This window comes from Streptomyces sp. NPDC037421, from assembly GCF_055602105.1.
Genome location: NZ_JBVJWV010000013.1, coordinates 105,828 through 127,802 on the forward strand (window position 1 = coordinate 105,828; position 21,975 = coordinate 127,802).

The window sequence follows — 21,975 nt, forward strand, 5'->3', positions numbered from 1 at the left end:
GCCCCTACGCCTTCGGGACGCGGATCACGAGGGCGTCGCCCTGGCCGCCGCCGCCGCAGAGGGCGGCCGCACCGGTACCGCCGCCGCGGCGCTTGAGCTCCAGCGCCAGGTGCAGCACCACACGGGCCCCGGACATGCCGATCGGGTGCCCCAGGGCAATGGCGCCGCCGTTGACGTTCACCTTTTCCGGGGTCACGCCGAGGTCCTTCATTGACTGCACGGCGACCGCCGCGAAGGCCTCGTTGATCTCGATGAGGTCCAGGTCGGAGACCTCCAGGCCGTCCTTCTTCAGGGCGTGCAGGATCGCGTTCGAGGGCTGCGACTGGAGGGAGTTGTCGGGGCCGGCCACATTGCCGTGGGCGCCGATCTCGGCGAGCCACTCCAGGCCGAGCTCCTCGGCCTTCGCCTTGCTCATCACGACCACGGCGGCGGCGCCGTCGGAGATCTGCGAGGAGGTGCCGGCGGTGATGGTGCCGTCCTTGGCGAACGCCGGGCGCAGCTTGCCCAGGGACTCCACGGTGGTCTCGGGGCGGATGCCCTCGTCGACGGCGAAGATGACCGGGTCGCCCTTGCGCTGCGGGATCTCGACCGGGGTGATCTCGGCCTCGAAGACGCCGTTCTTCTGCGCGGCCGCGGCCCGCTGGTGGGAAGCGGCGGCGAACTCGTCCTGCGGGGCGCGCTCGATGCCCAGTCGGGTGTTGTGCTTCTCGGTGGACTCGCCCATCGCGATGCCCTCGAAGGCGTCGGTGAGGCCGTCGTAGGCCATCGCGTCGAGCATCTCGATCGCACCGTACTTGTAGCCCTCGCGGGACTTCGGCAGCAGGTGCGGGGCGTTGGTCATGGACTCCTGGCCGCCCGCGACCACGATGTCGAACTCCCCGGCGCGGATGAGCTGGTCGGCCAGCGCGATGGCGTCCAGGCCCGAGAGGCACACCTTGTTGATGGTGAGCGCGGGCACGTTCATCGGGATGCCGGCCTTGACGGCGGCCTGGCGGGCGGGGATCTGGCCCGCGCCGGCCTGGAGCACCTGGCCCATGATCACGTACTGGACCTGGTCGCCGGAGATGCCGGCCCGCTCCAGCGCGGACTTGATGGCGAAGCCGCCGAGGTCGGCGCCCGAGAAGGACTTCAGCGAGCCGAGCAGCCGCCCCATGGGCGTGCGGGCCCCGGCGACGATCACTGAGGTGGTGTTGTTCGTTCCGGACATGAGGCACAGCCCCTTGAGGATGAGGAGTGAACGAGGGTTTACCCGAATGTACTGAGCGGTACCCGCGCAGTCACCGGGCAGTCGGTGTGATCGCTGGCACGTTGCGTGACGACCCTCCTCGGCGGTGCACTGGTCCCATGCTGACAAGAATCGACCACATCGGGATCGCCTGCTTCGACCTGGACAAGACCGTCGAGTTCTACCGTGCCACGTACGGGTTCGAGGTGTTCCACACCGAGGTCAACGAGGAGCAGGGCGTCCGCGAGGCCATGCTCAAGATCAACGAGACCTCCGACGGCGGGGCCTCCTACCTCCAGCTCCTGGAGCCCACCCGCGAGGACTCCGCGGTGGGCAAGTGGCTGGCCAAGAACGGCGAGGGCGTGCACCACATCGCCTTCGGCACCGCCGACGTCGACGGCGACGCGGAAGCCATCCGCGGCAAGGGCGTCCGCGTCCTCTACGACGAGCCCCGCACCGGCTCCATGGGCTCCCGGATCACCTTCCTCCACCCCAAGGACTGCCACGGGGTCCTCACCGAACTGGTCACCAGCAAGCCTCACGGCACCGACCACTGAAGCGGTCGGCCCACGGGACGGCACACCACCGGCGGTGGTGGGCCGTCCCGTGGGCCGGATCGGCTCACACCACCGCGGAACTGCCGGGACGGGCGGCTCGTGGATCCGCCGTCGGCGTCGCGTGGACGTCGTACGTCTTCTTGATCACATGCTGCGCGGCCCGCTCGGCCGGCCCCGCGCGAGGGCATCGGCGGCGGCTCGACCCGCACCACGAGCTCCACGTCGACGACGCTGCGCACGACGGGCGGCTCGCGCGTTCGAACACCGCAAACCCGGCGTCGGGGCCAGGAGAGGGCATTCCCCGACGACCCCGTCCGGAGCGCCTGCGCAACAGCGCACTGATGTCCCCATTCCCCGGCCGGTAGAGTGGCCATGGCTCGGCCGGGGTTCGGTGCGGAACGGGGTCGGGGCCTGCAAGCCCTGCCCCGATATCTGACACCATTCCCCGGGGGCGTCGTTCAGCGGGCGAGCGATGCTCATTTGGGAGTGAGCTTGCGACCAGGGGACGGATGGGACCGCGCTGTGCGGGGCTACGAAAGCCAGGAGAGCCATCAGGCCGAAGCCGACCATCTCTCGCGCTTCGAAGCCGAGATGGAGCGGCTGAAGAAGGAGCGCGGGAAGGCCGTCCAGCACGCCGAGGACCTCGGGTACCAGGTCGAGGTGCTGCGCGCCAAGCTGCATGAGGTGCGGCGCGCGCTCGCGTCCCGCCCTGCCTACGACGGCGCGGACATGGGCTACCAGGCGGAGCAGCTGCTCCGCAACGCCCAGGTGCAGGCCGACCAGATGCGGTCCGACGCCGAGCGCGAACTGCGCGACGCCCGGGCGCAGACGCAGCGGATCCTCCAGGAGCACGCCGAGCACCAGGCGCGCCTCCAGGCCGAGCTGCACGCCGAGGCCGTCAACCGGCGCCAGCGCCTGGACCAGGAGCTCAACGAGCGCCGCCAGACCGTCGAGGCGCACGTCAACGAGAACGTCGCCTGGGCCGAGCAGCTGCGCGCCCGTACGGAGTCCCAGGCCCGCCGGCTCATGGAGGAGTCCCGCGCCGAGGCCGAGCAGGCGCTGAACGCCGCCCGCGCCGAGGCCGCCCGGACCGCCGAGGAGGCCCGCCGCCGGCTCGCCGCCGACGCGGAGGCCGCCCGTGCCGAGGCCGAGTCGGCGCTGCTGCGCGCCCGCAAGGAGGCCGAGCGGCTGCTGGCCGCCGCCTCCGCGCAGGCCCAGGAGGCCACCGAGCACGCGGAGCGGCTGCGCACCACCACCACCGCCGAGGCCGAGCAGACCCGGCAGCAGACCATGGACCTCGGCCGGGTCGCCGAGGCCCGCGTCCAGGAGGCCGACGGGGCGCTGCGCGCCGCCCGGGCCGAGGCGGAGAAGCTCCTCGCGGAGGCCAAGGAGAGCGCCGCCCGGCAGCTCGCCTCGGCGGAGTCCGTCAACGACCAGCGCACCCGCACCGCCAAGGAGCAGGTCGCCCGGCTGGTCGGCGAGGCCACGAAGGAGGCCGAGGTCCTCAAGGCCGAGGCCGAGCACGCGCTGGCCGACGCCCGCGCCGAGGCGGAGCGGCTGCGCACCGAGGCCGGCGAGCAGGCCCGTACGGCCGCCGCCGAGGACACGGCGGCGCAGCTGGCGAAGGCGGCCCGCACCGCCGAGGACGTGCTGAACAAGGCCTCGGAGGACGCCCGGGCGACGACCCGTGCCGCGTCCGAGGAGGCCGAGCGGATCCGCCGCGAGGCGGAGACCGAGGCGGAGCGGCTGCGCGCCCAGGCGGCGGCCACGGCGGACGAGCTCAAGGGCGCCGCGAAGGACGACACCGAGGAGTACCGGGCCCGCACGGTCGAACTCCAGGAGGAGGCGCGGCGGCTGCGCGGCGAGGCCGAGCAGCTGCGCGCGGAGGCCGTCGCCGAGGGCGAGCGGATCCGCGGCGAGGCCCGCCGCGAGGCGGTGCAGCAGATCGAGGAGGCGGCCCGGACCGCCGAGGAGCTGCTGGGCAAGGCCAAGTCGGACGCCGACGAACTCCGCGGCGGGGCCGCCGCCGAGAGCGAGCGGGTCCGCGCCGAGGCCGTGGAGCGGGCCACCACCCTGCGCCGGCAGGCCGAGGAGACCCTGGAGCGGACCCGCGCGGAGGCCGAACGGCTGCGCGCGGAGGCCGAGGAGCAGGCCGAGGCCCTGACCGCCGAGACGGACGCCGCCGTACGGGCGCGCCGTGAGGAGACCGAGCAGGCCCTGGCGGCGAAGCGCGCCGAGGCGGACGCGGAGCTGGCCCGGCTGCAGTCGGACGCCGAGGCCCGGCTGACGTCGGCGGAGCAGACCCTGCGCGAGTCCCGCCTGGCGGCGGAGAACATCCGCAAGGAGACCACCGAGGAGAACGACCGGCTGCGCGCCGAGTCCGCGGAGCGCATCCGCACCCTCCAGGCGCAGGCGGAGTCGGAGGCCGAGCAGCTGCGCGGCGAGGCCGCGCAGGACGCCGGCCGGGTCCGCGCGGAGGCCGAGCTGGTCTCCGTACGGCTGCGCGCCGAGGCGGAGGCCGAGTCCGAGCGGGTGCGCACCGAGGCGCAGGAGACCGCGGACCGGCTGCGCGCCGAGGCGAAGGCGGCGGCCGAGCGGGTCGCCGAGGAGGCCGCGGAGGCCCTGGCGGCCGCCCAGGAGGAGGCCGCGCGGCGCCGCCGGGAGGCCGAGGAGACCCTGTCCGCGGCCCGGACGGACGCGGGCAACGAGCGGGCGCAGGCCCGTGAGCAGAACGAGGAGCTGCTGGCGCAGGCCCGCAAGCGCTCGGAGGAGGCGCAGGCCGAGGCGGCCCGCCTGACCGAGGAGGCGGAGCGCCGCGCGGCGGAGCTGGTCGCGGCGGCCGAGGCCACCGCGCAGCAGGTACGCGACTCCGTGGCCGGGCTGCACGAGCAGGCCGAGGAGGAGATCGCCGGGCTGCGCAGCGCGGCCGAGCACGCGGCGGACCGTACCCGCACCGAGGCGGAGGAGGAGGCGGACCGGGTCCGCGCCGACGCCCACGCGGAGCGCGAGCGCGCGGCCGAGGACGCCGCGCGGGTGCGCAGCGAGGCCCGTGTGGAGACGGACGCGGCGAAGGAGCTGGCGGCGCGGACCGTCGGCGACGCGATCACCGAGGCCGAGCAGCTGCGGGCCGACACGGCCGAGTACGCGCAGCGGGTGCGCACCGAGGCGACGGACGCCCTGGCCGCGTCCGAGCGGGACGCGGCGCGGACCCGGGCGGACGCCCGTGACGACGCGAACCGGATCCGCGGCGAGGCGGCGGAGTCCCTGGAGGCCTCGCGCGCCGAGGGCGCGCGGATCGTGACCGAGGCCGAGGCGGAGGCGGAGCGCCTCACCGAGGAGACCCTCGCGGCGAACGCGGCGACCGTCACCGACGCCCGGGCGGAGGCCGAGCGGCTCACCGGCGAGGCCGCCGAGGCGGCGGACGCCACCCGCGCCGAGGCCGCGGGCACCCTGGACGAGGCGCGCGCCGAGGCCAACCGGCTGCGCACCGAGGCCGCCGAGCAGGCGGACCGGCTCATCACCGAGGCGGCGTCCGAGGCGGACAAGCTCACCGAGCAGACCCGCAAGGACAACGAGCGCACGGTCGGCGAGGCCGCGGCGGAAGCCGAGCGCCTGACGGCCGAGGCGGCACGGGTCCTGGAGGAGGGCGAGGCGCGGGCCGCGGCCCTGAAGACGCAGGCGGCCGACACCCTGGCCGCCGCCGAGCGGGACTCGGCGCGGATCCTGGTGGACTCCCGCGCGGAGGGCGACCGGCTCATCGAGGAGACCCGCGCGGCCAACGAGCGCACGGTCGGCGAGGCCGCGGCGGAGGCCGACCGGCTCGTCGCGGAGGCGGCGCGGACGCTGGAGGAGGCCCGCGCGGAGGGCGGCCGGATCATCGGCGAGGCCACCGCGGAGGCGGAGCGCGTCACGGCCGCGGCGAACGAGACCCTGGAAGCCGCCGAGCGGGACGCCGAGCAGACCCTGGACGAGGCGCGCGCCGAAGGCAACCGGCTGCGCACCGAGGCCGCCGAGCAGGCGGACCGGCTCATCACCGAGGCGGCGTCCGAGGCGGACAAGCTCACCGAGCAGACCCGCAAGGACAACGAGCGCACGGTCGGCGAGGCGGCCACCGAGGCGGAGCGGCTGCGCGCGGAGGCGGCGGAGGCGCTGGCCTCGGCGCAGGAGCACGCGACCCGTACCCGGTCCGAGGCGGAGCGGGTCAAGGCGGAGGCGGCCACCGAGGCGGAGCGCGTCCGCACGCAGACGCGTACGGAGTCGGAGCGGCTGCTGGACGAGGCCCGTGAGGAGGCCAACAAGCGGCGCACGGAAGCCGCGGAGCAGGTGGACCGGCTCATCACGGAGGCGGCCGCCGAGGCGGACAAGCTGACCGCTGACGCGGGCCGGCAGGCGCTGGCCGCCACCACGGCGGCCGAGGAGCAGGCCGACGCGATGGTCGACGCCGCCCGCAAGGAGGCGGCGCGCATCACGTCGGAGGCGACCGTCGAGGGCAACGCCACGGTGGAGAAGGCCCGGACGGACGCGGACGAGCTGCTGGTCGGCGCGCGTACGGACGCGGCCGCGATAAGGGAGCGGGCGGAGGAGCTGCGTTCCCGCGTCGATTCCGAGGTGGAGGAGCTGCACGAGCGTGCCCGCCGGGAGTCGGCCGAGCAGATGAAGTCGGCCGGCGAGCGCGTGGACAAGCTGGTCCGCGCGGCGACCGAGCAGAGCGCCGAGGCGGAGGCGAAGGCCAAGGAGCTGGTGTCGGACGCGAGCAGCGAGGCGAGCAAGGTCCGCATCGCGGCCGTGCGCAAGGCCGAGGCGCTGCTCAAGGAGGCCGAGACGAAGAAGGCGGAGCTGTCGCGGCAGGCCGAGAAGGTGCTCGCGGAGGCCACGGCGGAGGCGGAGCGGCTGGTCGACGAGGGCCGTCGCGAGCTGGAGGTCCTGGTGCGCAGGCGCGAGGACATTCAGGCGGAGATCTCCCGTGTCCAGGACGTTCTTGAGGCGTTGGAATCATTCGAGGCACCTTCGGGTGGCGGAAAGCCCGCATTGGGCGGCCAGGGCGCGGGGGGCGTGAAGGCCGGCGTTTCAGCGGGTTCCACTCGTTCGGGTGGCAAGGCGTCAGAGGGGTAGTCAGAACACAGGATGTGTGCTTCTGAGGGAGGTTCAGTCGAAGGAGTGGCAATCATTCCGTCGCCTTGCCACTCAAAAGGGGTGTCATTGTCCAGGGCAAACCCGGATTGACTCGATGACACGCCGCCCTGGCGCCTAGGATTCCCCTTAACACCTCACGTAGCACCTCATCGGTCTCATTCGACAGGAACCCCATGAGCGACACTTCCTCCCCCTTCGGCTTCGAGCTCGTGCGGCGTGGTTACGACCGCGGTCAGGTGGACGACCGCATTACCAAGCTGGTCTCCGACCGCGACAGCGCCCTAGGACGTATCAACTCTCTGGAAAAGCGGATCGAGGAGCTGCACCTCGAAACGCAGAACGCCCAGGCCCAGGTGAGCGACGCGGAGCCGTCGTACGCCGGTCTCGGCGCCCGGGTCGAGAAGATCCTGCGGCTGGCCGAGGAGGAGGCGAAGGACCTGCGCGAGGAGGCCCGTCGCGCGGCCGAGCAGCACCGCGAGCTGGCCGAGTCGGCGGCCCAGCAGGTGCGCAACGACGCCGAGTCGTTCGCGGCGGACCGGAAGTCGAACGCGGAGGACGAGGGCGTCCGCATCGTCGAGAAGGCCAAGGGCGACGCGGCCGCCCTGCGCGCCGAGGCCCAGAAGGACGCGGCCTCCAAGCGCGAGGAGGCCGACGCCCTGTTCGAGGAGACCCGCGCCAAGGCCGCCCAGGCCGCCGCGGACTTCGAGACCAACCTGGCCAAGCGCCGCGAGCAGTCGGAGCGCGACCTGGCCTCGCGTCAGCAGAAGGCCGAGAAGCGCCTGGCGGAGATCGAGCACCGCGCCGAGCAGCTGCGCCTGGAGGCCGAGAAGCTGCGCACGGACGCCGAGCGCCGGGCCCGCCAGACGGTGGAGACCGCGCAGCGCCAGGCCGAGGACATCGTGGCCGACGCCAACGCCAAGGCCGACCGCATCCGCAGCGAGTCCGAGCGCGAGCTGGCGGCGCTGACCAACCGCCGCGACTCCATCAACGCGCAGCTGACCAACGTCCGCGAGATGCTGGCGACGCTGACGGGCGCGGCCGTGGCGGCCGCCGGCTCCCCGATCGACGACGAGCCGGTCACCCGGGGCGTCCCGGCCCAGCAGAGCCGCTAGTACGCCCGCGCGTACGCCGCCGTCTACCTGCGGGTAGCGAAACCGGCACATCAGGGGCCGTACGTCACCTTTTTGAGGTGGCGTACGGCCTCTGGCCGTTCTAGCGTGGCCGCATGATCGAGCTTGAGGGCCTTACGAAACGCTTCGGCGCGAAGACCGCCGTGGACCACCTCAGCTTCCAGGTCAGACCGGGGGTGGTGACCGGCTTCCTCGGCCCCAACGGGGCGGGGAAGTCCACGACCATGCGCATGATGCTCGACCTCGACCGCCCGTCCGGCGGTTCGGTCCGGATCGACGGGAAGCACTACCGGGACCTGCCGGAACCGCTGAAGCACATCGGGGCGCTGCTGGACGCGAAAGCCATGCACGGCGGTCGCAGCGCGTACAACAACCTCCTCTGCCTCGCCCAGTCGAACCGGATCCCGGAGCGACGGGTGGCCGAGGTGCTGGACCTGGTCGGTCTGACGCCGGTGGCCAAGAAGAAGTCGAAAGGATTTTCGCTCGGAATGGGCCAGCGGCTGGGAATCGCCGCCGCGCTGCTGGGCGATCCGGAGATCCTGATGTTCGACGAACCCGTCAATGGTCTCGACCCCGAGGGAATTCTCTGGATCCGCAATCTTATGAAGGGGCTGGCCTCGGAAGGGAGAACGATCTTCGTCTCCTCCCACTTGATGAGTGAAATGGCGCTGACAGCAGACCATTTGATCGTCATCGGACAGGGAAAGCTCCTTGCCGACATGTCGATGTCCGATTTCATCCGGCAGAACTCCCGCAGTTACGTACGGTTGCGCTCGCCGCAGCAGGAACGCCTCAAGGACGTCCTGCACGAGGCCGGCATCAACGCGGTCAGCGTGCCCGCCACCGGCACCCTGGAGATCGACGGCGCCGAGCCCGAGCGGCTCGGCGAACTGGCGGCCCAGCACCAGATCGTGCTGCACGAACTCAGCCCGCAACGGGCTTCGCTGGAGGAAGCGTTCATGCGCATGACGGCGGACTCCGTCGAGTACCACGCCCACGCGCCCGGCGCGCCGGGGGCGCCCGTCCCGGGACCCGCGGGCCCCGCGTGGGGCGCCGGCTTCGAAGCGACCCGCAAGGGCGGTGAGTGACCGTGGCCTACCCCGCAGTCCTCCGCTCCGAGTGGACCAAGATCCGTACCGTCGCCTCCACCAGCTGGACCCTCGTCATCGCCTTCCTCGCGACCGTCGGTTTCAGCGCCGCCTTCTGTGCCGCGGTCAACGCAGGCTTCGACGACATGAACGAGGCCGAGCGGGCCACGTTCGACCCCACCCTGCTGAGCTTCAGCGGGATGGCTTTCGGCCAGCTGTCGATGATCGTCTTCGGCGTGCTGGTGATCAGCACCGAGTACAGCACCGGCATGATCCGCACCTCGCTGGCCGCCGTCCCCGGACGCGCGGGCTTCCTGCTGGGCAAGGTCACCGTGGCCACGGCCCTGGCCCTGGCCGTCGGACTGCTGACCAGCTTCGTGTCGTTCTTCCTCGGCCAGGCGATCCTGGGCGACCACGGCATCGGCATCGACGGGGCGAACGTCCTGCGCGCGGTGATCGGCGCAGGCGTGTACATGGCGCTCCTCGCGCTGTTCTCCATGGGTGTGGCCGCCATGCTGCGCAGCTCGGTCGCCTCGATCAGCATTCTGATCCCGTTCTTCCTGATCGTCTCCAACCTGCTGAGCGCCTTCGCCACGACCCGCAGGTACGGCCAGTACCTGCCCGACAAGGCGGGCTCCAAGATCATGCAGATCGTCCCGGACACCGTGAACCAGGTCCAGGCGCCCTACGGCCCCTGGGGCGGGCTTGGGATCATGGCCCTGTGGGTGACCGCCTCGGTACTGGGGGGCTACCTGGTCCTGAAGAACCGCGACGCGTGACGGACCGGAGTGACGCGGTGTCCTCCTCGTGACGGACGCCTCCCGTACTACGGGAGATCCCCGGGTCGGATCTCAGGGGCAGCTCAGGGATCCGCCCCGGCAGGGAACCGCAGGAGCCTCGATATCCTCTTAAGGCGTACGCGGGCGAAAGCCGTCCCGGCTGGCAAGGGGCACAAGGATGATCGAGGCAGTCGGCCTGACCAAGCGCTTCGGCGCCAAGACCGCCGTCGACCAGCTGTCCTTCCAGGTCAGGCCGGGCCACGTGACCGGCTTCCTGGGGCCCAACGGCTCCGGGAAGTCCACCACCATGCGCATGGTCCTCGGGCTGGACCGGCCCACCTCGGGCCGCGTCACGATCAACGGCCTCCCCTTCCGGGAGCTGCCGAACGCACAGCGGCACGTCGGCGCCCTGCTCGACGCCAAGGCCATGCACGGCGGCCGCCGGGCCCGCACGCACCTGCTGGCCATCGCCCAGCTCTCCGGGATCCCCGAGAAGCGCGTGGACGAGGTCCTCGGCGTGGTCGGCCTGCAGGACGCCGCCCGCCAGCGCACGAAGGGCTTCTCCCTCGGCATGGGCCAGCGCCTCGGCATCGCGGCCGCCCTGCTGGGCGACCCGCAGGTGCTGCTCTTCGACGAGCCGGTCAACGGCCTCGACCCCGAGGGCATCCTCTGGGTCCGCAACCTCATGCGGAAGCTGGCCGCCGAAGGCCGGACCGTCTTCGTCTCCTCGCACCTGATGAGCGAGATGGCGCTGACCGCCGACCACCTGATCGTGATCGGCCGGGGCCGGCTGCTGGCCGACATGAGCACCCAGGACTTCATCACGCACAATTCGGCCGGATTCGCGCGGGTGCGCGCCGCCGCCGGCCCCGCGGCCGACGGCTCCGACGGCCGGACCGCCCTCGGCACCGCGCTGACGCAGGCGGGCGGCCGGGTGCTCCAGGAGCCCGACGGGGCGCTGCGGGTGACCGGGCTGGAACTGCCCCGCATCAGCGACCTGGCGCACGGGGCCGGCGTACGGCTGTGGGAGCTCTCCCCGCACCGGGCCTCGCTGGAGGAGGCGTACATGCGGATGACGCAGTCCTCCGTCGAGTACACCTCCACCGAGGACCCCCGCGCCGAGCTGTGGGAGCCCGAGCCGCTGACCGTCCCGGAGTGGGAGGAGGAGGCGGCGGCCGTCCCTGCCGAGACCGCGGCGAGCTTCTTCGCTCCGCCGCCGCCCGGATCCGGGCGCCCCTTCCTGATGCCGGGCAGCGCGGCCGATCTCGCCCGAGGCTCCGAGAACACCCCAGAGGACCCCCGATGACCCCCACCCCCGCCGGCCCGCCCGCGGCGAGCGCGGAGCAGCCGCAGGCGTACAGCTCGCCGCTGCCCACGCCGCGGCCGCACCTGGGGCACGCCCTGGCCTCGGAGTGGACGAAGCTGACCTCGGTGCGCTCCACCCTGTGGACGCTCGGCTCCCTCGTGGCGCTGGTCGTCGGCGTGGGCATGATCGCCGTGCTCCAGACCTCGCCCGCCGACTACCAGTACCTCCCCTTCACCGGTCCCGCCCTCTTCGGGCTGATGGCCGGCCAGGTGTCCGTGATCGTGCTCGGCGTGCTGACGATCTCCTCCGAGTTCGGCACCGGCCTGATCCGCACCACCTTCACCGCCGCCCCCGAGCGGCTGCGGGTGCTCACCGCGAAGTACCTGGTCTTCGGTGCGTCCGCGTTCCTCGTCACCCTGGGCTCGGTGCTGTTCGTCGGCCTGTGGGCCGCGATCCTGCACAACGGGCCCGCCGCCGGGGTGCACGGCCTGAGCGACTGGACGGGCGCGGTGGCCGGCTCCTTCTACGTGACCCTGCTGGGCGTCCTCGCGCTCGCGGTCGGGGCGCTCGTACGGCACTCCGCGGGCGGGATCGCGGTCATGCTCGGCGTGGTCACGATGCCCCCGGTGCTCGGGGCGATACTGACCTCCTGGCCGGTCACCTCGGGGCTCGGGGCTCTGGTGCTCCGCTACAACGCCCCGGTGGGCCTGGTCCAGCTGTTCGGGCTTCAGGGCGTCGACATGGAGGGCCGGTCGGCCCCCAGCGACGTGGTCCAGCTCGTGCTGCTGCTCGTGGTGACGGCGGGCGCGGTCATCGGCTCGTACGCGGTGGTGGGCCGCCGCGACGTCTGACGCGGGCCCGCCCGGAGGCTAGTACCGGGGCGCGTTGCGGGACCGCTGCACCTTGGAGGTGCGGCGGTCCTTCGCGTTCCAGCAGGCCTTGTGCCAGTGCCGGCGGTCGTCGACGCCGCCGTACTCGGGCCACGCCACCAGGTGCGGGGTGCCCGGGGGGATCTCCTGGTCGCAGCCCGGGCAGCGGTAGCGCTTGCCCGCCGCACTGGCCCCCGCGACGTGCCGGACCTTCCAGTCCTCGCCCAGGTACTCCTCGGTGCGCTCCAGGCCGAACCGGTCGAGGCCGGCGCCGGGTCGTTCGTCCGGAGTCTCGCCGCCCCGGGGGCGGTTGTGGCGCGGTGACACGTATACCTCACGAAAGGGCGGCCGACAGTGACTTTCTCCCAGACTACGCGCAGCGAGCCGGGGTACCCGCAGGGTGGCTGGTGGAGGCCGGCCCTCCGGACAGAGCTGGCCCGACAATCTCAATAACTTTCCTGTCAGGCCGTGCCTTTGGCACGTGTCAGACGTTGTTGCCAGCAGACGTCGATGCCGTCGACGAGTCGGTCCGCCTGGGGGAGGCCGCGTCAGCCGCGAGGAGGCTAAGGGCGATGATGCGCGTAGGAGCGTTTGTACTGGCGGCCCAGTTCCCGGGCCAGGGACAGGGCGAGGCACTGCACCGGGCGGTGCGGACCGCCGAGGTGGCCGAGGAGTCCGGGCTCGACTCGGTCTGGCTCGCCGAGCACCACTTCGTGCCGTACGGGGTCTGCCCGTCGGCGGTGACCCTGGCGGCCCTGCTGCTGGGCCGGACCCGGCGGCTGCGGGTGGGCACGGCGGTCAGCGTGCTGCCGAACACGCACCCGGTGGCCCTCGGCGAGCAGGCGGCCCTGCTGCACGTCACCTCGGGGGGCCGGTTCACCCTGGGGGTGGGGCGCGGAGGGCCGTGGGTGGACCTGGAGGTGTTCGGGGGCGCCTTGGAGGCCTACGAGACGGGCTTCCCGGAGGATCTCGACCTGCTGCGGCGCTGGCTGGCGGAACCCCGGGTGGGGGCGGCCGGCCCGCGGCACTCCTTCCGCGAGGTGGCCGTCGTACCGCGCCCGGCCGACGCGCTGGACGGCGACGGGACGGGGCCGGAAGTGATCGTCGCCTGCACCTCCCCGGCGTCGGTGCGGCTGGCCGCGGAGCGCGGACTGCCGATGCTGCTGGGCATGCACTGCGGGGACGAGGAGAAGGCCGAGCAGGTCGCACTGTGGCGGCGGACCGCGCTGGCGCACGGGCACTCGCCGGAGTCCGTACGGGCGGCCGGGCACGTGTCGGCCGGGGTCTGCCAGCTGGCGGACCGCACGGCCGACGCCCGCGAGACCCTGCTGAAGTCGATGCCGGGCTGGTTCCGCCAGGGCCTGGACGCCCACGTGACGGTGGACGGCCGGCAGCGCGCGATGCGGGACCCGCACGCGTACACGGAACTGCTGTGCTCTCTGCACCCCGTCGGCAGCCCCGCCCTGGCGGCGGACCGGCTGGCGCAGACCTCGGAGCGGACGGGCATCACCCGCTTCGCCCTGCTGACGGAGGGATCGGGTGACCTCGCCGCCACGGAGGACAACGTCCGCCGCCTCGGCGCGGAGGTCCTCCCCCTGCTGGTGTGACCCCGTACGGGGTCTGGGGCTGCCGCTCCTGTGTCAGTCGCACCTCCCGCGACACGGAGCGGCAGCGGAGTACCGGTACTGCTAGCAGTCCCGAAGTTCCGGGGACTGGTTGAGCAGCTGGCCGCGGATCGAGGTGAACTTGGCCAGCCGGTCGTCCACCGAGGAATCCAGCGGGAACACGGCCACACGGTGGCAGTTCTGGAATGCCAGGCGCACCCCGAAGTGCCGCTGCAGCGCACCCCGTATCGCGTCACTCGCGAGCGCGCGCAGCAACTGCCCGCGCGCCTGCTCGTCCGGCGGCGGCGTCTGGTTGTCGGCGAACTCTCCGCCCTCAACCTCCAGCTGGGCCACCAACGAGCTGATCATCTCCCATGCGTAAGGCAGGGAGGTCCGGACGCAGTCGACGAAGGCGGCTTCGTCGACCTCGCCTCGCTCGGCCTGTTCGAGTAGGGCCGGTGAGACGTCGAGCGACATGGGTTCTCCTCTCGTGACCCAGGCAGTTTGGGCTGCCGGAGTCCTACGGGCAGGGAGGGAGGCCGCGACGCAGTGTGCACGCTCGGCAACCTCCCGCTCACCACGGTAGGCGCCCACCGGGTGCCGCACCAGGAGAATGCGCATACAACGCGCCATCGGCGAACGGGGCTTTCAGGGGCGAATCGCGTGGAGGCCCGTCGGTCGAGTAGCGTTGCCGACCATGCGTCTCGTCATTGCCCGCTGCTCCGTCGACTACGCGGGCCGGCTCACCGCCCATCTGCCCTCGGCACCCCGTCTGATCCTCGTGAAGGCCGACGGCAGTGTCTCGATCCACGCGGACGACCGGGCGTACAAACCGCTCAACTGGATGTCGCCTCCGTGCACCCTCAAGGAGGGGACCGGGGACGAGGTGAACGTCTGGACCGTCGTCAACAAGGCGGGCGAGAAGCTCATCATCACCATGGAGGAAGTCCTCCACGACTCCTCCCACGAGCTGGGCACCGACCCCGGCCTCATCAAGGACGGCGTCGAGGCGCACCTCCAGGAGCTGCTGGCCGACCGCATCGACACGCTGGGCGAGGGCTACACCCTGATCCGCCGCGAGTACATGACGGCGATCGGCCCGGTCGACATCCTGTGCCGGGACGCCTCCGGCGCGACGGTGGCGGTGGAGATCAAGCGGCGCGGCGAGATCGACGGCGTCGAGCAGCTGACCCGGTACCTGGAGCTGCTGAACCGCGACCCGCACCTGGCGCCGGTACGCGGCGTGTTCGCGGCGCAGGAGATCAAGCCGCAGGCCCGGGTTCTGGCCAATGACCGCGGGATGGACTGCGTGGTCCTCGACTACAACGCCCTCCGCGGCATCGAGGACGACAAGCTCCGCCTGTTCTGACCTTCTTGACGCGCCGCTCGCACGGCTCGGCCGCAGGCGGCCTCACCGGCCCCGCCCGGCAGGCCGCCGTCTGCGGCTCGTCGCTCCCCTCGGCCCTCCGAGCTCCCGCTCGGGGGGCTGTCGTCGTCGTACGGCGCCGCTGCGCACCGCCGGGTCAGATGGTCTTCGGGGACTCCGACGCCGTCGGGGACTGGGCCTCCGTCGAGGTCGCCGGGGGCGTCGGGGCCTCCGAGGTGGCGGGGGGCGGGGTCGTGGCCGGCGGGGGTGTCGTGACCGGCGGGGTGGTCTCCGGGGGCGGGGTCGTGGCCGGCGGGGGCGTCGTGGTCGGCGGGGTCGGCCCGGGCTGCTGCGGGCCCGGCGTGTGGGCCGGCGGCGGGGTCGTGGGCCGGGGGCCCTCGCCCCGGGTCGGGTCGGCGGCAGCGGTCGGCGGCGCGGCCGGCTCCGGCGGCGAATCGTTCCCGCTGTTCCCCGGCACCTGCGGCGGGGCCACCGCGGGCGCGTCCGGGGTCGAGGACACGGCCGGCGCCGCCGGCTGCTCCGGGTCCTCCCCCGCCGTCAGCGACAGGCCGACGACCGTGCCGAGCGCCACCACGGTCAGCGCCCCGGCGGCGGCCAGCAGCACCGTCTTGCGCCGCTGGACGGGCTCGGGCTCCGGGCGGCGCACGAACGGCGCCGGCTCCGGAGCCGGCGTGAACGCCTCCGCGTAGACCTGGGACAGGGTCGTCGGCGAGCCGGCCGGCTTCGCCATCACCGAGGTCACCTGGGTGACCGCCTCGGACCCGGCCGGCTTCACCGCTGCGGCCGCACCGGGCGGCAGCGCCGGGAGGACCGGCGGGGCCTCCAGGCGCAGCGGCGGCGAGGCCTTCGCCCCCATCGCCTCCCGGTCCCGGTCGGTGACCAGCGCCAGCGCCCGCCGCCCGGCGACCGTCCCGCGCTTGTCCGCGAGTGCCCCGCGCAGCCCGATCGAGGCCTCCAGCTCCGCCCGCGCCCGGTCCAGACGCCCCTCGCACAGCGCGAGCACGCCGAGCTCGTGGTGGAAGTACGCCTGCTCCGCGACCTCCCCCGCCTTCCGCGCGGCCTCCGCCCCCGAGCGCAGCACCCGCCCCCAGGCCTCCCAGTACGGCGCCGCCGCCAGCGCCGGGGCGGCCGTGCGGGCCAGCAGCACGGCGGCCACCACATCGGCCCCGCCCAGCGCGGCGAGCACCGCGTCGGCCTCCGCCGCGACCCGCTCCGGGGTCACCGAGGCGTGCCCGGTCCACCAGGCGTAGTGCCGGGCGGCGGTACGCGCCTCCTCGGCGGCGCTCTCCCCGTACCCGGCCTCCTCCAGCTGCCGCGCGACGCCCTCCGCGAGCCGGTAGCGCGGCCCGACGGGGGTGATCAGCCCGCAGCCCAGCAGTTCCGCGACGGCGGCGTCGGCGTGCGTGTCGCCGACCAGTGCGGGCAGGTGGGCGTGGTGCGGGAGTTCCCCGCCCAGCGCGCAGGCGGTCCGCAGGGCGGCCCGGGCCGACTCGCTCACCCGGGAGGCCAGCAGCTCGGCGGGGGCCGCGGCCTGCGCCAGGGTGGGCAGCGGCACGTGGGAGGGGTCGCGGGGGCGCTCCTCGAAGACCCCGGGCTCCTCGTCCTCGTCGTCGGCGGAGCCGTGGTTGAGCTCGTCGCGCTGCCGCAGCAGTGCGGCGGCCTGCACGAAGCGCAGCGGCAGGCCCTCGGAGGCGAACCGCAGGTCCTCCGCCCAGGCCGTCTCCTCGTCGGTGAGCGACCGGCCGGTGGCGGCCTCCAGCAGCCGTACGCAGTCGGCCCGGCCGAGTCCGCCGAGGAAGACCTCCTCCAGGTGCGAGTCGTCGGAGGGGGTCTTGGCCTCGGGGGTGGCGGCGAGCAGGTAGGCGCATTCCGGGGTGGCGCGCAGCAGCTCGTCGAGGGCGGTGCCGCCGAGCTCCAGGTCGTCGAGGAGCACGATCGCGCCGATCTCGGCCACGCCCGCGAGGAGTTGCCCCCGGTCGGGGCGCTCGTCCCGGGTGTCGTACACGGTGGCGTACAGGGTGTGGAGCAGTTCGGCGGGCTGCTGCCGGCCGTGGCCGCTGAGCCGGACGACCCCGTCGGGCGCGAGGTCCGCGCAGTCGGCGGCGACCGCGTCGAGGAGGACGGAACGGCCGGAACCGGCGGGGCCGGTCAGCCGTACGGAGCGGCCGCGCCCGAGGAGGCGTACGAGCCGCTCCCGCTCGTCGGAGCGCTCCAGGAGCGGCAGGGCGGGGACGGGCGGCCCGGGCTGTACGGGCGGGCGCGCGGCGGCGTCCCGGTCGGCGCGGGAGGCGGCGGAGCGCCGGGCGGGGCGGCGGCCCGCCGCCTCGCGGGCTTCGGGCCGCAAGGGCTCGATCTCGCTGCCGTCGACGGGGTTGACGGTGAGGGTGAACTCGCCGGTGGTCAGGGTCACGACGCGGGCGGGGGCCGGCGGCTGCGCGGCGGCCGCCGGGGCCGCTGTCTTGGGGGCCGCCGCCGGTTTCCCGGCCGGGCGGCCCGCCGCGGTCTGTTCGTCCTGGCCGGGCTGCCCCTGCGTACGGTCCATGCCCCAGTCCCCCGATCGCGCCGCGCTCCCGCCGCGTCTTCGCCGTCTTCGTCGTGCCCGGCGCCCGCTCACGTCGTTGTCGCCACCGGTCCGGTTTCCGCCCGACCCTAGACCGTGGCCGGGGCCGCCGTCACCGCAGGGGTGCCTTCACCACCGGACCGTTACGGTTCCTGCGGATCCTCCGCCCGACGCCGCTCCTCAGTCCTTGCGGCCGGTCACGGCCACCGTGACGCCGAGGCCGATCATCGCGAGCCCGCCCGTGCCGCCGATCGTGGACAGGCGGCGCGGGGATCCGGCGAACCAGTCGCGGGTGGTGGCGGCGGCGAGTCCCCAGAGGCTGTCGAAGACGATCGCGATCAGGTTGAAGACCAGGCCGAGCAGGAGCATCTGGAGGATGACGCGCCCCTGCTCGCGGTCGACGAACTGGGGCAGCACGGCGGCGAAGAAGACGATGGTCTTGGGGTTGGCCACGCCGACCGCGAAGCCCTCTCCGAGGGTCCGCAGGGTGCCGTGGGCCGTGGGGGCCGCCTCGGCGACCGCGGCGTGCAGCGATCCGCGGCCGCGGAAGGCCTTGACGCCCAGGTGGACGAGGTAGGCGGCTCCGGCCAGCTTCAGGGCGGTGAAGACGAGGACGGAGCGCTCGACGACGGCGCCCACGCCGAGCGCCACGGCCACGACGAGCACGTACGCTCCGAGCGTGTTCCCGGCCACCGTGGTCAGCGCGGCCCGCCGGCCCTGGGCCAGCGCCCGTCCGACGACGAAGAGCACGCTGGGGCCGGGGATCACGATCAGTACGAGGGACATGGCAGCGAAGGCCAGCAGTCTGTCGGTGGACACCATGGATCCATGTAAGCCGAGCCCGCCCCGGGGCCGCAGCCCCTTTTCCTCCGGGCCCGGGCCCCGCCCCCTGCCCCCGTCACACCCGGGGCAGGGACTCCGCTTCCAGCCCGCCCTCGATCGCGAGGATGCGGTGCAGCCGGGTCGCGACGAGCAGCCGCTGCATCCGGTCGGGCACGCCGCGCAGGACCAGGCGCCGCCCGGTCCGGCCGGCCCGCCGGTGCGCCCCCATGATCACGCCGAGTCCGGTCGCGTCCCAGGAGTCGAGGCCGGTGAGGTCGAGCACGAGGTCGCCGTGGCCGTCGTCGAGGGCGGTGTGGAGGACCGTACGGGCGTCAGCCGCGCTGCGCACGTCGAGGCGGCCCCCGACAGCGAGTTCGGCGTGGTCGCCCCTGATGTGCATGTGTGCTCCCCGGCTTTACTGCGTACGTGTGGTCCGACGGGTCCGTGGTCGGCAACTCTCACTGCAACTGACTGCCGTGCGGGCGGTGAAGTTGCCGACCGTGAGCGAACCGATACCTAATTCACCCCGTAGGGTGCGGAGATTCGAACGGACGTGCTCAGTGCTTGTAGAAGCCCTGGCCGCTCTTGCGGCCGATGTCACCCGCGTCGACCATGCGGCGCATGAGCTCCGGCGGCGCGAACTTCTCGTCCTGGCACTCGGTGTAGATGTTGCTGGTGGCGTGCAGCAGGATGTCGACGCCGGTGAGGTCGGCGGTGGCCAGCGGGCCCATGGCGTGCCCGAAGCCCAGCTTGCAGGCGATGTCGATGTCCTCGGCGCTGGCCACGCCCGATTCGTAGAGCTTCGCGGCCTCGACGACGAGCGCGGAGATCAGGCGGGTGGTCACGAAGCCGGCGACGTCGCGGTTGACGACGATGCAGGTCTTGCCGACCGACTCGGCGAACGCGCGGGTGGTGGCGAGGGTCTCGTCGCTCGTCTTGTAGCCGCGCACCAGCTCGCAGAGCTGCATCATCGGGACGGGCGAGAAGAAGTGCGCTCCGACGACCCGCTCCGGGCGCTCCGTCACGGCCGCGATCTTGGTGATCGGGATGGCGGAGGTGTTGGAGGCCAGGACGGCGTCCTCGCGCACGATCTTGTCGAGGGCGCGGAAGATCTCGTGCTTGACCTCCAGCTTCTCGAAGACGGCCTCGACGACGATGTCCACGTCGGCGACCGCGTCGAGGTCGGTGGTCGTGGTGATCCGCGCCAGGGCCGCCTCGGCGTCCTCGGCGGTCATCTTGCCCTTGGAGACGAACTTGTCGTAGGAGGCCTTGATGCCGTCCGTGCCCCGGGTCAGCGCGGCATCGGTGACGTCCCGCAGGACGACGTCCCAACCCGCCTGAGCGGAGACCTGAGCGATCCCGGAACCCATCAGTCCCGCGCCGATGACGGCGAGCTTCCCAGCCACTGCACACCCCTCGTTGTTCTCAGTACGACCCGGCCTCGTAGCCTCTCCGGCGGAGACTAGCGCCCGTGAGGGGCCGAGTGACCGTGAAGTAACACGCGTCACGTCTCAGATGACGGACATCACACTGGAACGGCCCACGAGGCGTGCGCAGCCTCACAGTTCACTTTTCGCCACCCTCGTACCGGGCCACCAACTCCTGGACGCGGCCCAGTTCCCACCGGGCGGCCGGGAGATGGCCGAGCTCCAGGGCCATCGCGGCGCGGCCGGCGAGGTAGTGGGCGTCCTGGCGGGCGTGTTCGTCCGCCCCGGGGTGGTCGCGGAGCCGCTGGACCGTCCGCGCCACCTGGTCCCGGAGCATCGTGGCCTCGTGGAGGGGCGGCGCCCCCGGGGAGGGCTCCGCGCGCGGCATGTCCTTGGCGTAGTCCCAGACCCGGGCGTCCCGCTCGGCGGGGCGGAGCGCGTCGGGGTGGTGGGGGTGTCCGGTCCAGGGGCGGGCCAGGTCGCGCAGGTCGAGGCAGCGGTCGAGGGCCAGGGCGAGGTCCCCGGCGGCGACGGCCGCGCGGCCCGACTCGGCGCGGCGGGCGGCTTCGTCCCGGTCGCGGTGGCCCTGCGGGCCCTCGGGGCGGCGGGAGGCGAGGAAGCCCGCCAGCTCCTCGATCTCCCGGGCCGCGTCGGCCCGCCGCCAGATGTCGTACGCGTCGGTCAAGGCGCCGCTCCCCCGCTCTCCGGGGCCGCCGCGGCCCCCCGCCCGACGGTACGCGGCCGGGGGGCCCGTCTACGCTGGCGCCATGGTGAACCTGACGCGCATCTACACCCGTACCGGCGACAAGGGCACGACCGCCCTGGGGGACATGAGCCGGACGCGGAAGACGGACCTGCGGATCTCCGCGTACGCCGACGCCAACGAGGCCAACGCCGCCATCGGGACGGCGATCGCGCTGGGTGCGCTGCCGGAGGAGGTGGTGAAGGTCCTGGTCCGCGTGCAGAACGACCTGTTCGACGTCGGCGCCGACCTGTGCACCCCGGTCGTGGAGGACCCCGAGTACCCGCCGCTGCGGGTGGAGCAGTTCTACGTGGACCGGCTGGAGGCGGACTGCGACGTCTTCAACGAGCAGCTGGAGAAGCTGCGCAGCTTCATCCTCCCCGGCGGCACCCCGGGCGCGGCCCTGCTGCACCAGGCCTGCACGGTGGTCCGCCGGGCCGAGCGCTCCACGTGGGCGGCGCTGGAGGAGCACGGCGAGGTGATGAACCCGCTGACGGCCACCTACCTCAACCGCCTGTCCGACCTCCTGTTCATTCTGGCGCGGACGGCCAACAAGGAGGTCGGGGACGTGCTCTGGGTCCCGGGCGGGGAACGCTGACCACACCCCGGCCCCACCGGGGGCCCGGGGGTCGCCCCCCGGACCGGCACAGCATCCTGGCGCGGACGGCCGACAAGGAGGTCGGCGACGTGCTCCGGATCCCGGGCGGGGAACGCTAGCGCTTGGTTTCGGCCAGTTCGGCGTCCTGGTCCGCCGCGCCCGCCGGGGCCTTGCGGGGCCAGATCGAGTAGGTCGCGGCGACCAGGGCCTGGATGCCGAGCACCCGCAGGGCGCCGGCCTGCCACGCCTGGAGGCCGGCGGTGTCCGCGGCGTCGCCGACGTACCAGATCCCGGCCTGGAGCAGCCCGATCGCGACCGCCGCGCCCGCCAGGGTCCGCGCCCACAGCTTCCATTCGTGGGCCGCGCGGGCCTTGCCGTACTTGGTTCCGGGCGGCTTCGGGCCCCCGGCGAAGCGGTGGGCGGCGTGCCGGTCGAGCCACTTCACGGTGTAGTGCCCGTAGCCGACGGTGTAGCCGATGTAGAAGGCCGCGAGGCCGTGCCGCCCGCCCGGTTCGCCGCCGTTCTTCAGGTCGATGAAGGACACCACCAGCAGCACCAGCTCCAGCAGCGGCTCCAGCAGCAGCACCGCGGCCCCCAGCCTCGGCATTCCGGCCAGGTAGCGCAGCGCCAGTCCGCCCGCCAGCAGCACCCAGAAGCCGACCTCACAGGCGATGATCAGCCCGACGAGCATGACGGCTCTCCCTTCTTTCCTCGGATCTCCCGGCTTCCCGGGCCCGGGGTTCCCCCG

Annotated in this window: 19 protein-coding genes; 10 read left to right on the forward strand and 9 right to left on the reverse strand. The window is 73.4% G+C overall.

The genetic code is table 11. From position 1 onward, the window contains the following. Window positions 1–4 precede the first annotated feature (4 nt). The gene (locus ACZ7IF_RS20610) at window positions 5–1,207 is read right to left on the reverse strand and encodes an acetyl-CoA C-acetyltransferase (protein ID WP_470973129.1); all 1,203 of its coding nucleotides are present in this window, start codon (window positions 1,205–1,207) and stop codon (window positions 5–7) included. Between the two features lie 137 nt (window positions 1,208–1,344). On the opposite strand from ACZ7IF_RS20610, the gene mce reads away from it, so the two are divergent. The 7 genes from mce to ACZ7IF_RS20645 all read left to right on the forward strand — a co-directional run bounded on the left by mce (window position 1,345) and on the right by ACZ7IF_RS20645 (window position 12,069). Then, on the forward strand, window positions 1,345–1,782 hold the full coding sequence (gene mce, locus ACZ7IF_RS20615) for a methylmalonyl-CoA epimerase (protein ID WP_470973131.1): 438 nt from the start codon (window positions 1,345–1,347) through the stop codon (window positions 1,780–1,782). Between the two features lie 522 nt (window positions 1,783–2,304). Further along, on the forward strand, window positions 2,305–6,894 hold the full coding sequence (gene scy, locus ACZ7IF_RS20620; RefSeq protein WP_470973133.1) for a polarized growth protein Scy: 4,590 nt from the start codon (window positions 2,305–2,307) through the stop codon (window positions 6,892–6,894). A 194-nt stretch (window positions 6,895–7,088) separates the two neighbouring features. Then, window positions 7,089–8,027 (forward strand): coiled-coil domain-containing protein, encoded by a 939-nt coding sequence (locus ACZ7IF_RS20625; protein ID WP_007266614.1) that lies wholly within the window; start codon window positions 7,089–7,091, stop codon window positions 8,025–8,027. Between the two features lie 113 nt (window positions 8,028–8,140). Further along, the gene (locus tag ACZ7IF_RS20630) at window positions 8,141–9,133 is read left to right on the forward strand and encodes an ABC transporter ATP-binding protein (RefSeq protein WP_470973136.1); all 993 of its coding nucleotides are present in this window, start codon (window positions 8,141–8,143) and stop codon (window positions 9,131–9,133) included. After that, window positions 9,130–9,912 carry an ABC transporter permease gene (locus tag ACZ7IF_RS20635; protein ID WP_470973138.1) on the forward strand — a complete coding sequence of 261 codons (783 nt, stop codon included), beginning with the start codon at window positions 9,130–9,132 and terminating at the stop codon, window positions 9,910–9,912. Before ACZ7IF_RS20630 ends, ACZ7IF_RS20635 begins: the two co-directional genes overlap by 4 nt. Window positions 9,913–10,090: 178 nt before the next feature. Further along, complete coding sequence (locus ACZ7IF_RS20640) at window positions 10,091–11,218, forward strand: ABC transporter ATP-binding protein (RefSeq protein WP_470973141.1); 1,128 nt, start codon at window positions 10,091–10,093, stop codon at window positions 11,216–11,218. Beyond that, the gene (locus tag ACZ7IF_RS20645) at window positions 11,215–12,069 is read left to right on the forward strand and encodes an ABC transporter permease (protein ID WP_470973144.1); all 855 of its coding nucleotides are present in this window, start codon (window positions 11,215–11,217) and stop codon (window positions 12,067–12,069) included. The genes ACZ7IF_RS20640 and ACZ7IF_RS20645 overlap by 4 nt, the downstream gene beginning before the upstream one ends. 18 nt (window positions 12,070–12,087) lie before the next feature. On the opposite strand, the gene ACZ7IF_RS20650 is transcribed toward ACZ7IF_RS20645, so the two are convergent. After that, window positions 12,088–12,414 (reverse strand): ATP/GTP-binding protein, encoded by a 327-nt coding sequence (locus tag ACZ7IF_RS20650; RefSeq protein ID WP_470973146.1) that lies wholly within the window; start codon window positions 12,412–12,414, stop codon window positions 12,088–12,090. Between the two features lie 248 nt (window positions 12,415–12,662). Here ACZ7IF_RS20650 and ACZ7IF_RS20655 point away from each other — a divergent pair, with 248 nt between their 5' ends. Continuing rightward, window positions 12,663–13,694, forward strand: coding sequence for an LLM class flavin-dependent oxidoreductase (locus tag ACZ7IF_RS20655; RefSeq protein ID WP_470973284.1), 1,032 nt, complete (start codon window positions 12,663–12,665; stop codon window positions 13,692–13,694). Window positions 13,695–13,775: 81 nt separating this feature from the next. Here the strand turns inward: ACZ7IF_RS20655 and ACZ7IF_RS20660 are convergent, their stop codons facing one another. Further along, window positions 13,776–14,168: an SCO5389 family protein gene (locus ACZ7IF_RS20660; RefSeq protein ID WP_007266607.1), complete on the reverse strand. Its 393-nt coding sequence runs from the start codon at window positions 14,166–14,168 to the stop codon at window positions 13,776–13,778. Between the two features lie 220 nt (window positions 14,169–14,388). Here ACZ7IF_RS20660 and nucS point away from each other — a divergent pair, with 220 nt between their 5' ends. Then, complete coding sequence (gene nucS / locus ACZ7IF_RS20665; RefSeq protein WP_470973149.1) at window positions 14,389–15,060, forward strand: endonuclease NucS; 672 nt, start codon at window positions 14,389–14,391, stop codon at window positions 15,058–15,060. 154 nt (window positions 15,061–15,214) lie between these two features. On the opposite strand, the gene ACZ7IF_RS20670 is transcribed toward nucS, so the two are convergent. The 5 genes from ACZ7IF_RS20670 to ACZ7IF_RS20690 all read right to left on the reverse strand — a co-directional run bounded on the left by ACZ7IF_RS20670 (window position 15,215) and on the right by ACZ7IF_RS20690 (window position 20,572). Beyond that, window positions 15,215–17,620 (reverse strand): ATP-binding protein, encoded by a 2,406-nt coding sequence (locus tag ACZ7IF_RS20670; RefSeq protein ID WP_470973152.1) that lies wholly within the window; start codon window positions 17,618–17,620, stop codon window positions 15,215–15,217. 198 nt (window positions 17,621–17,818) lie between these two features. Continuing rightward, a complete protein-coding gene (locus ACZ7IF_RS20675; protein WP_470973153.1) occupies window positions 17,819–18,460 on the reverse strand; it encodes a LysE family translocator in 642 nt (213 codons plus the stop codon). Between the two features lie 76 nt (window positions 18,461–18,536). Continuing rightward, on the reverse strand, window positions 18,537–18,860 hold the full coding sequence (locus ACZ7IF_RS20680; RefSeq protein WP_125603340.1) for an STAS domain-containing protein: 324 nt from the start codon (window positions 18,858–18,860) through the stop codon (window positions 18,537–18,539). Between the two features lie 157 nt (window positions 18,861–19,017). Beyond that, window positions 19,018–19,866 carry a 3-hydroxyacyl-CoA dehydrogenase family protein gene (locus tag ACZ7IF_RS20685; RefSeq protein ID WP_470973157.1) on the reverse strand — a complete coding sequence of 283 codons (849 nt, stop codon included), beginning with the start codon at window positions 19,864–19,866 and terminating at the stop codon, window positions 19,018–19,020. Between the two features lie 160 nt (window positions 19,867–20,026). Then, window positions 20,027–20,572 (reverse strand): hypothetical protein, encoded by a 546-nt coding sequence (locus tag ACZ7IF_RS20690; RefSeq protein WP_470973160.1) that lies wholly within the window; start codon window positions 20,570–20,572, stop codon window positions 20,027–20,029. An 82-nt stretch (window positions 20,573–20,654) separates the two neighbouring features. Here ACZ7IF_RS20690 and ACZ7IF_RS20695 point away from each other — a divergent pair, with 82 nt between their 5' ends. Beyond that, window positions 20,655–21,227, forward strand: coding sequence for a cob(I)yrinic acid a,c-diamide adenosyltransferase (locus tag ACZ7IF_RS20695; protein ID WP_007266601.1), 573 nt, complete (start codon window positions 20,655–20,657; stop codon window positions 21,225–21,227). 115 nt (window positions 21,228–21,342) lie between these two features. On the opposite strand, the gene ACZ7IF_RS20700 is transcribed toward ACZ7IF_RS20695, so the two are convergent. Beyond that, complete coding sequence (locus ACZ7IF_RS20700; RefSeq protein WP_470973163.1) at window positions 21,343–21,918, reverse strand: hypothetical protein; 576 nt, start codon at window positions 21,916–21,918, stop codon at window positions 21,343–21,345. Between the last annotated feature and the right edge of the window lie 57 nt (window positions 21,919–21,975).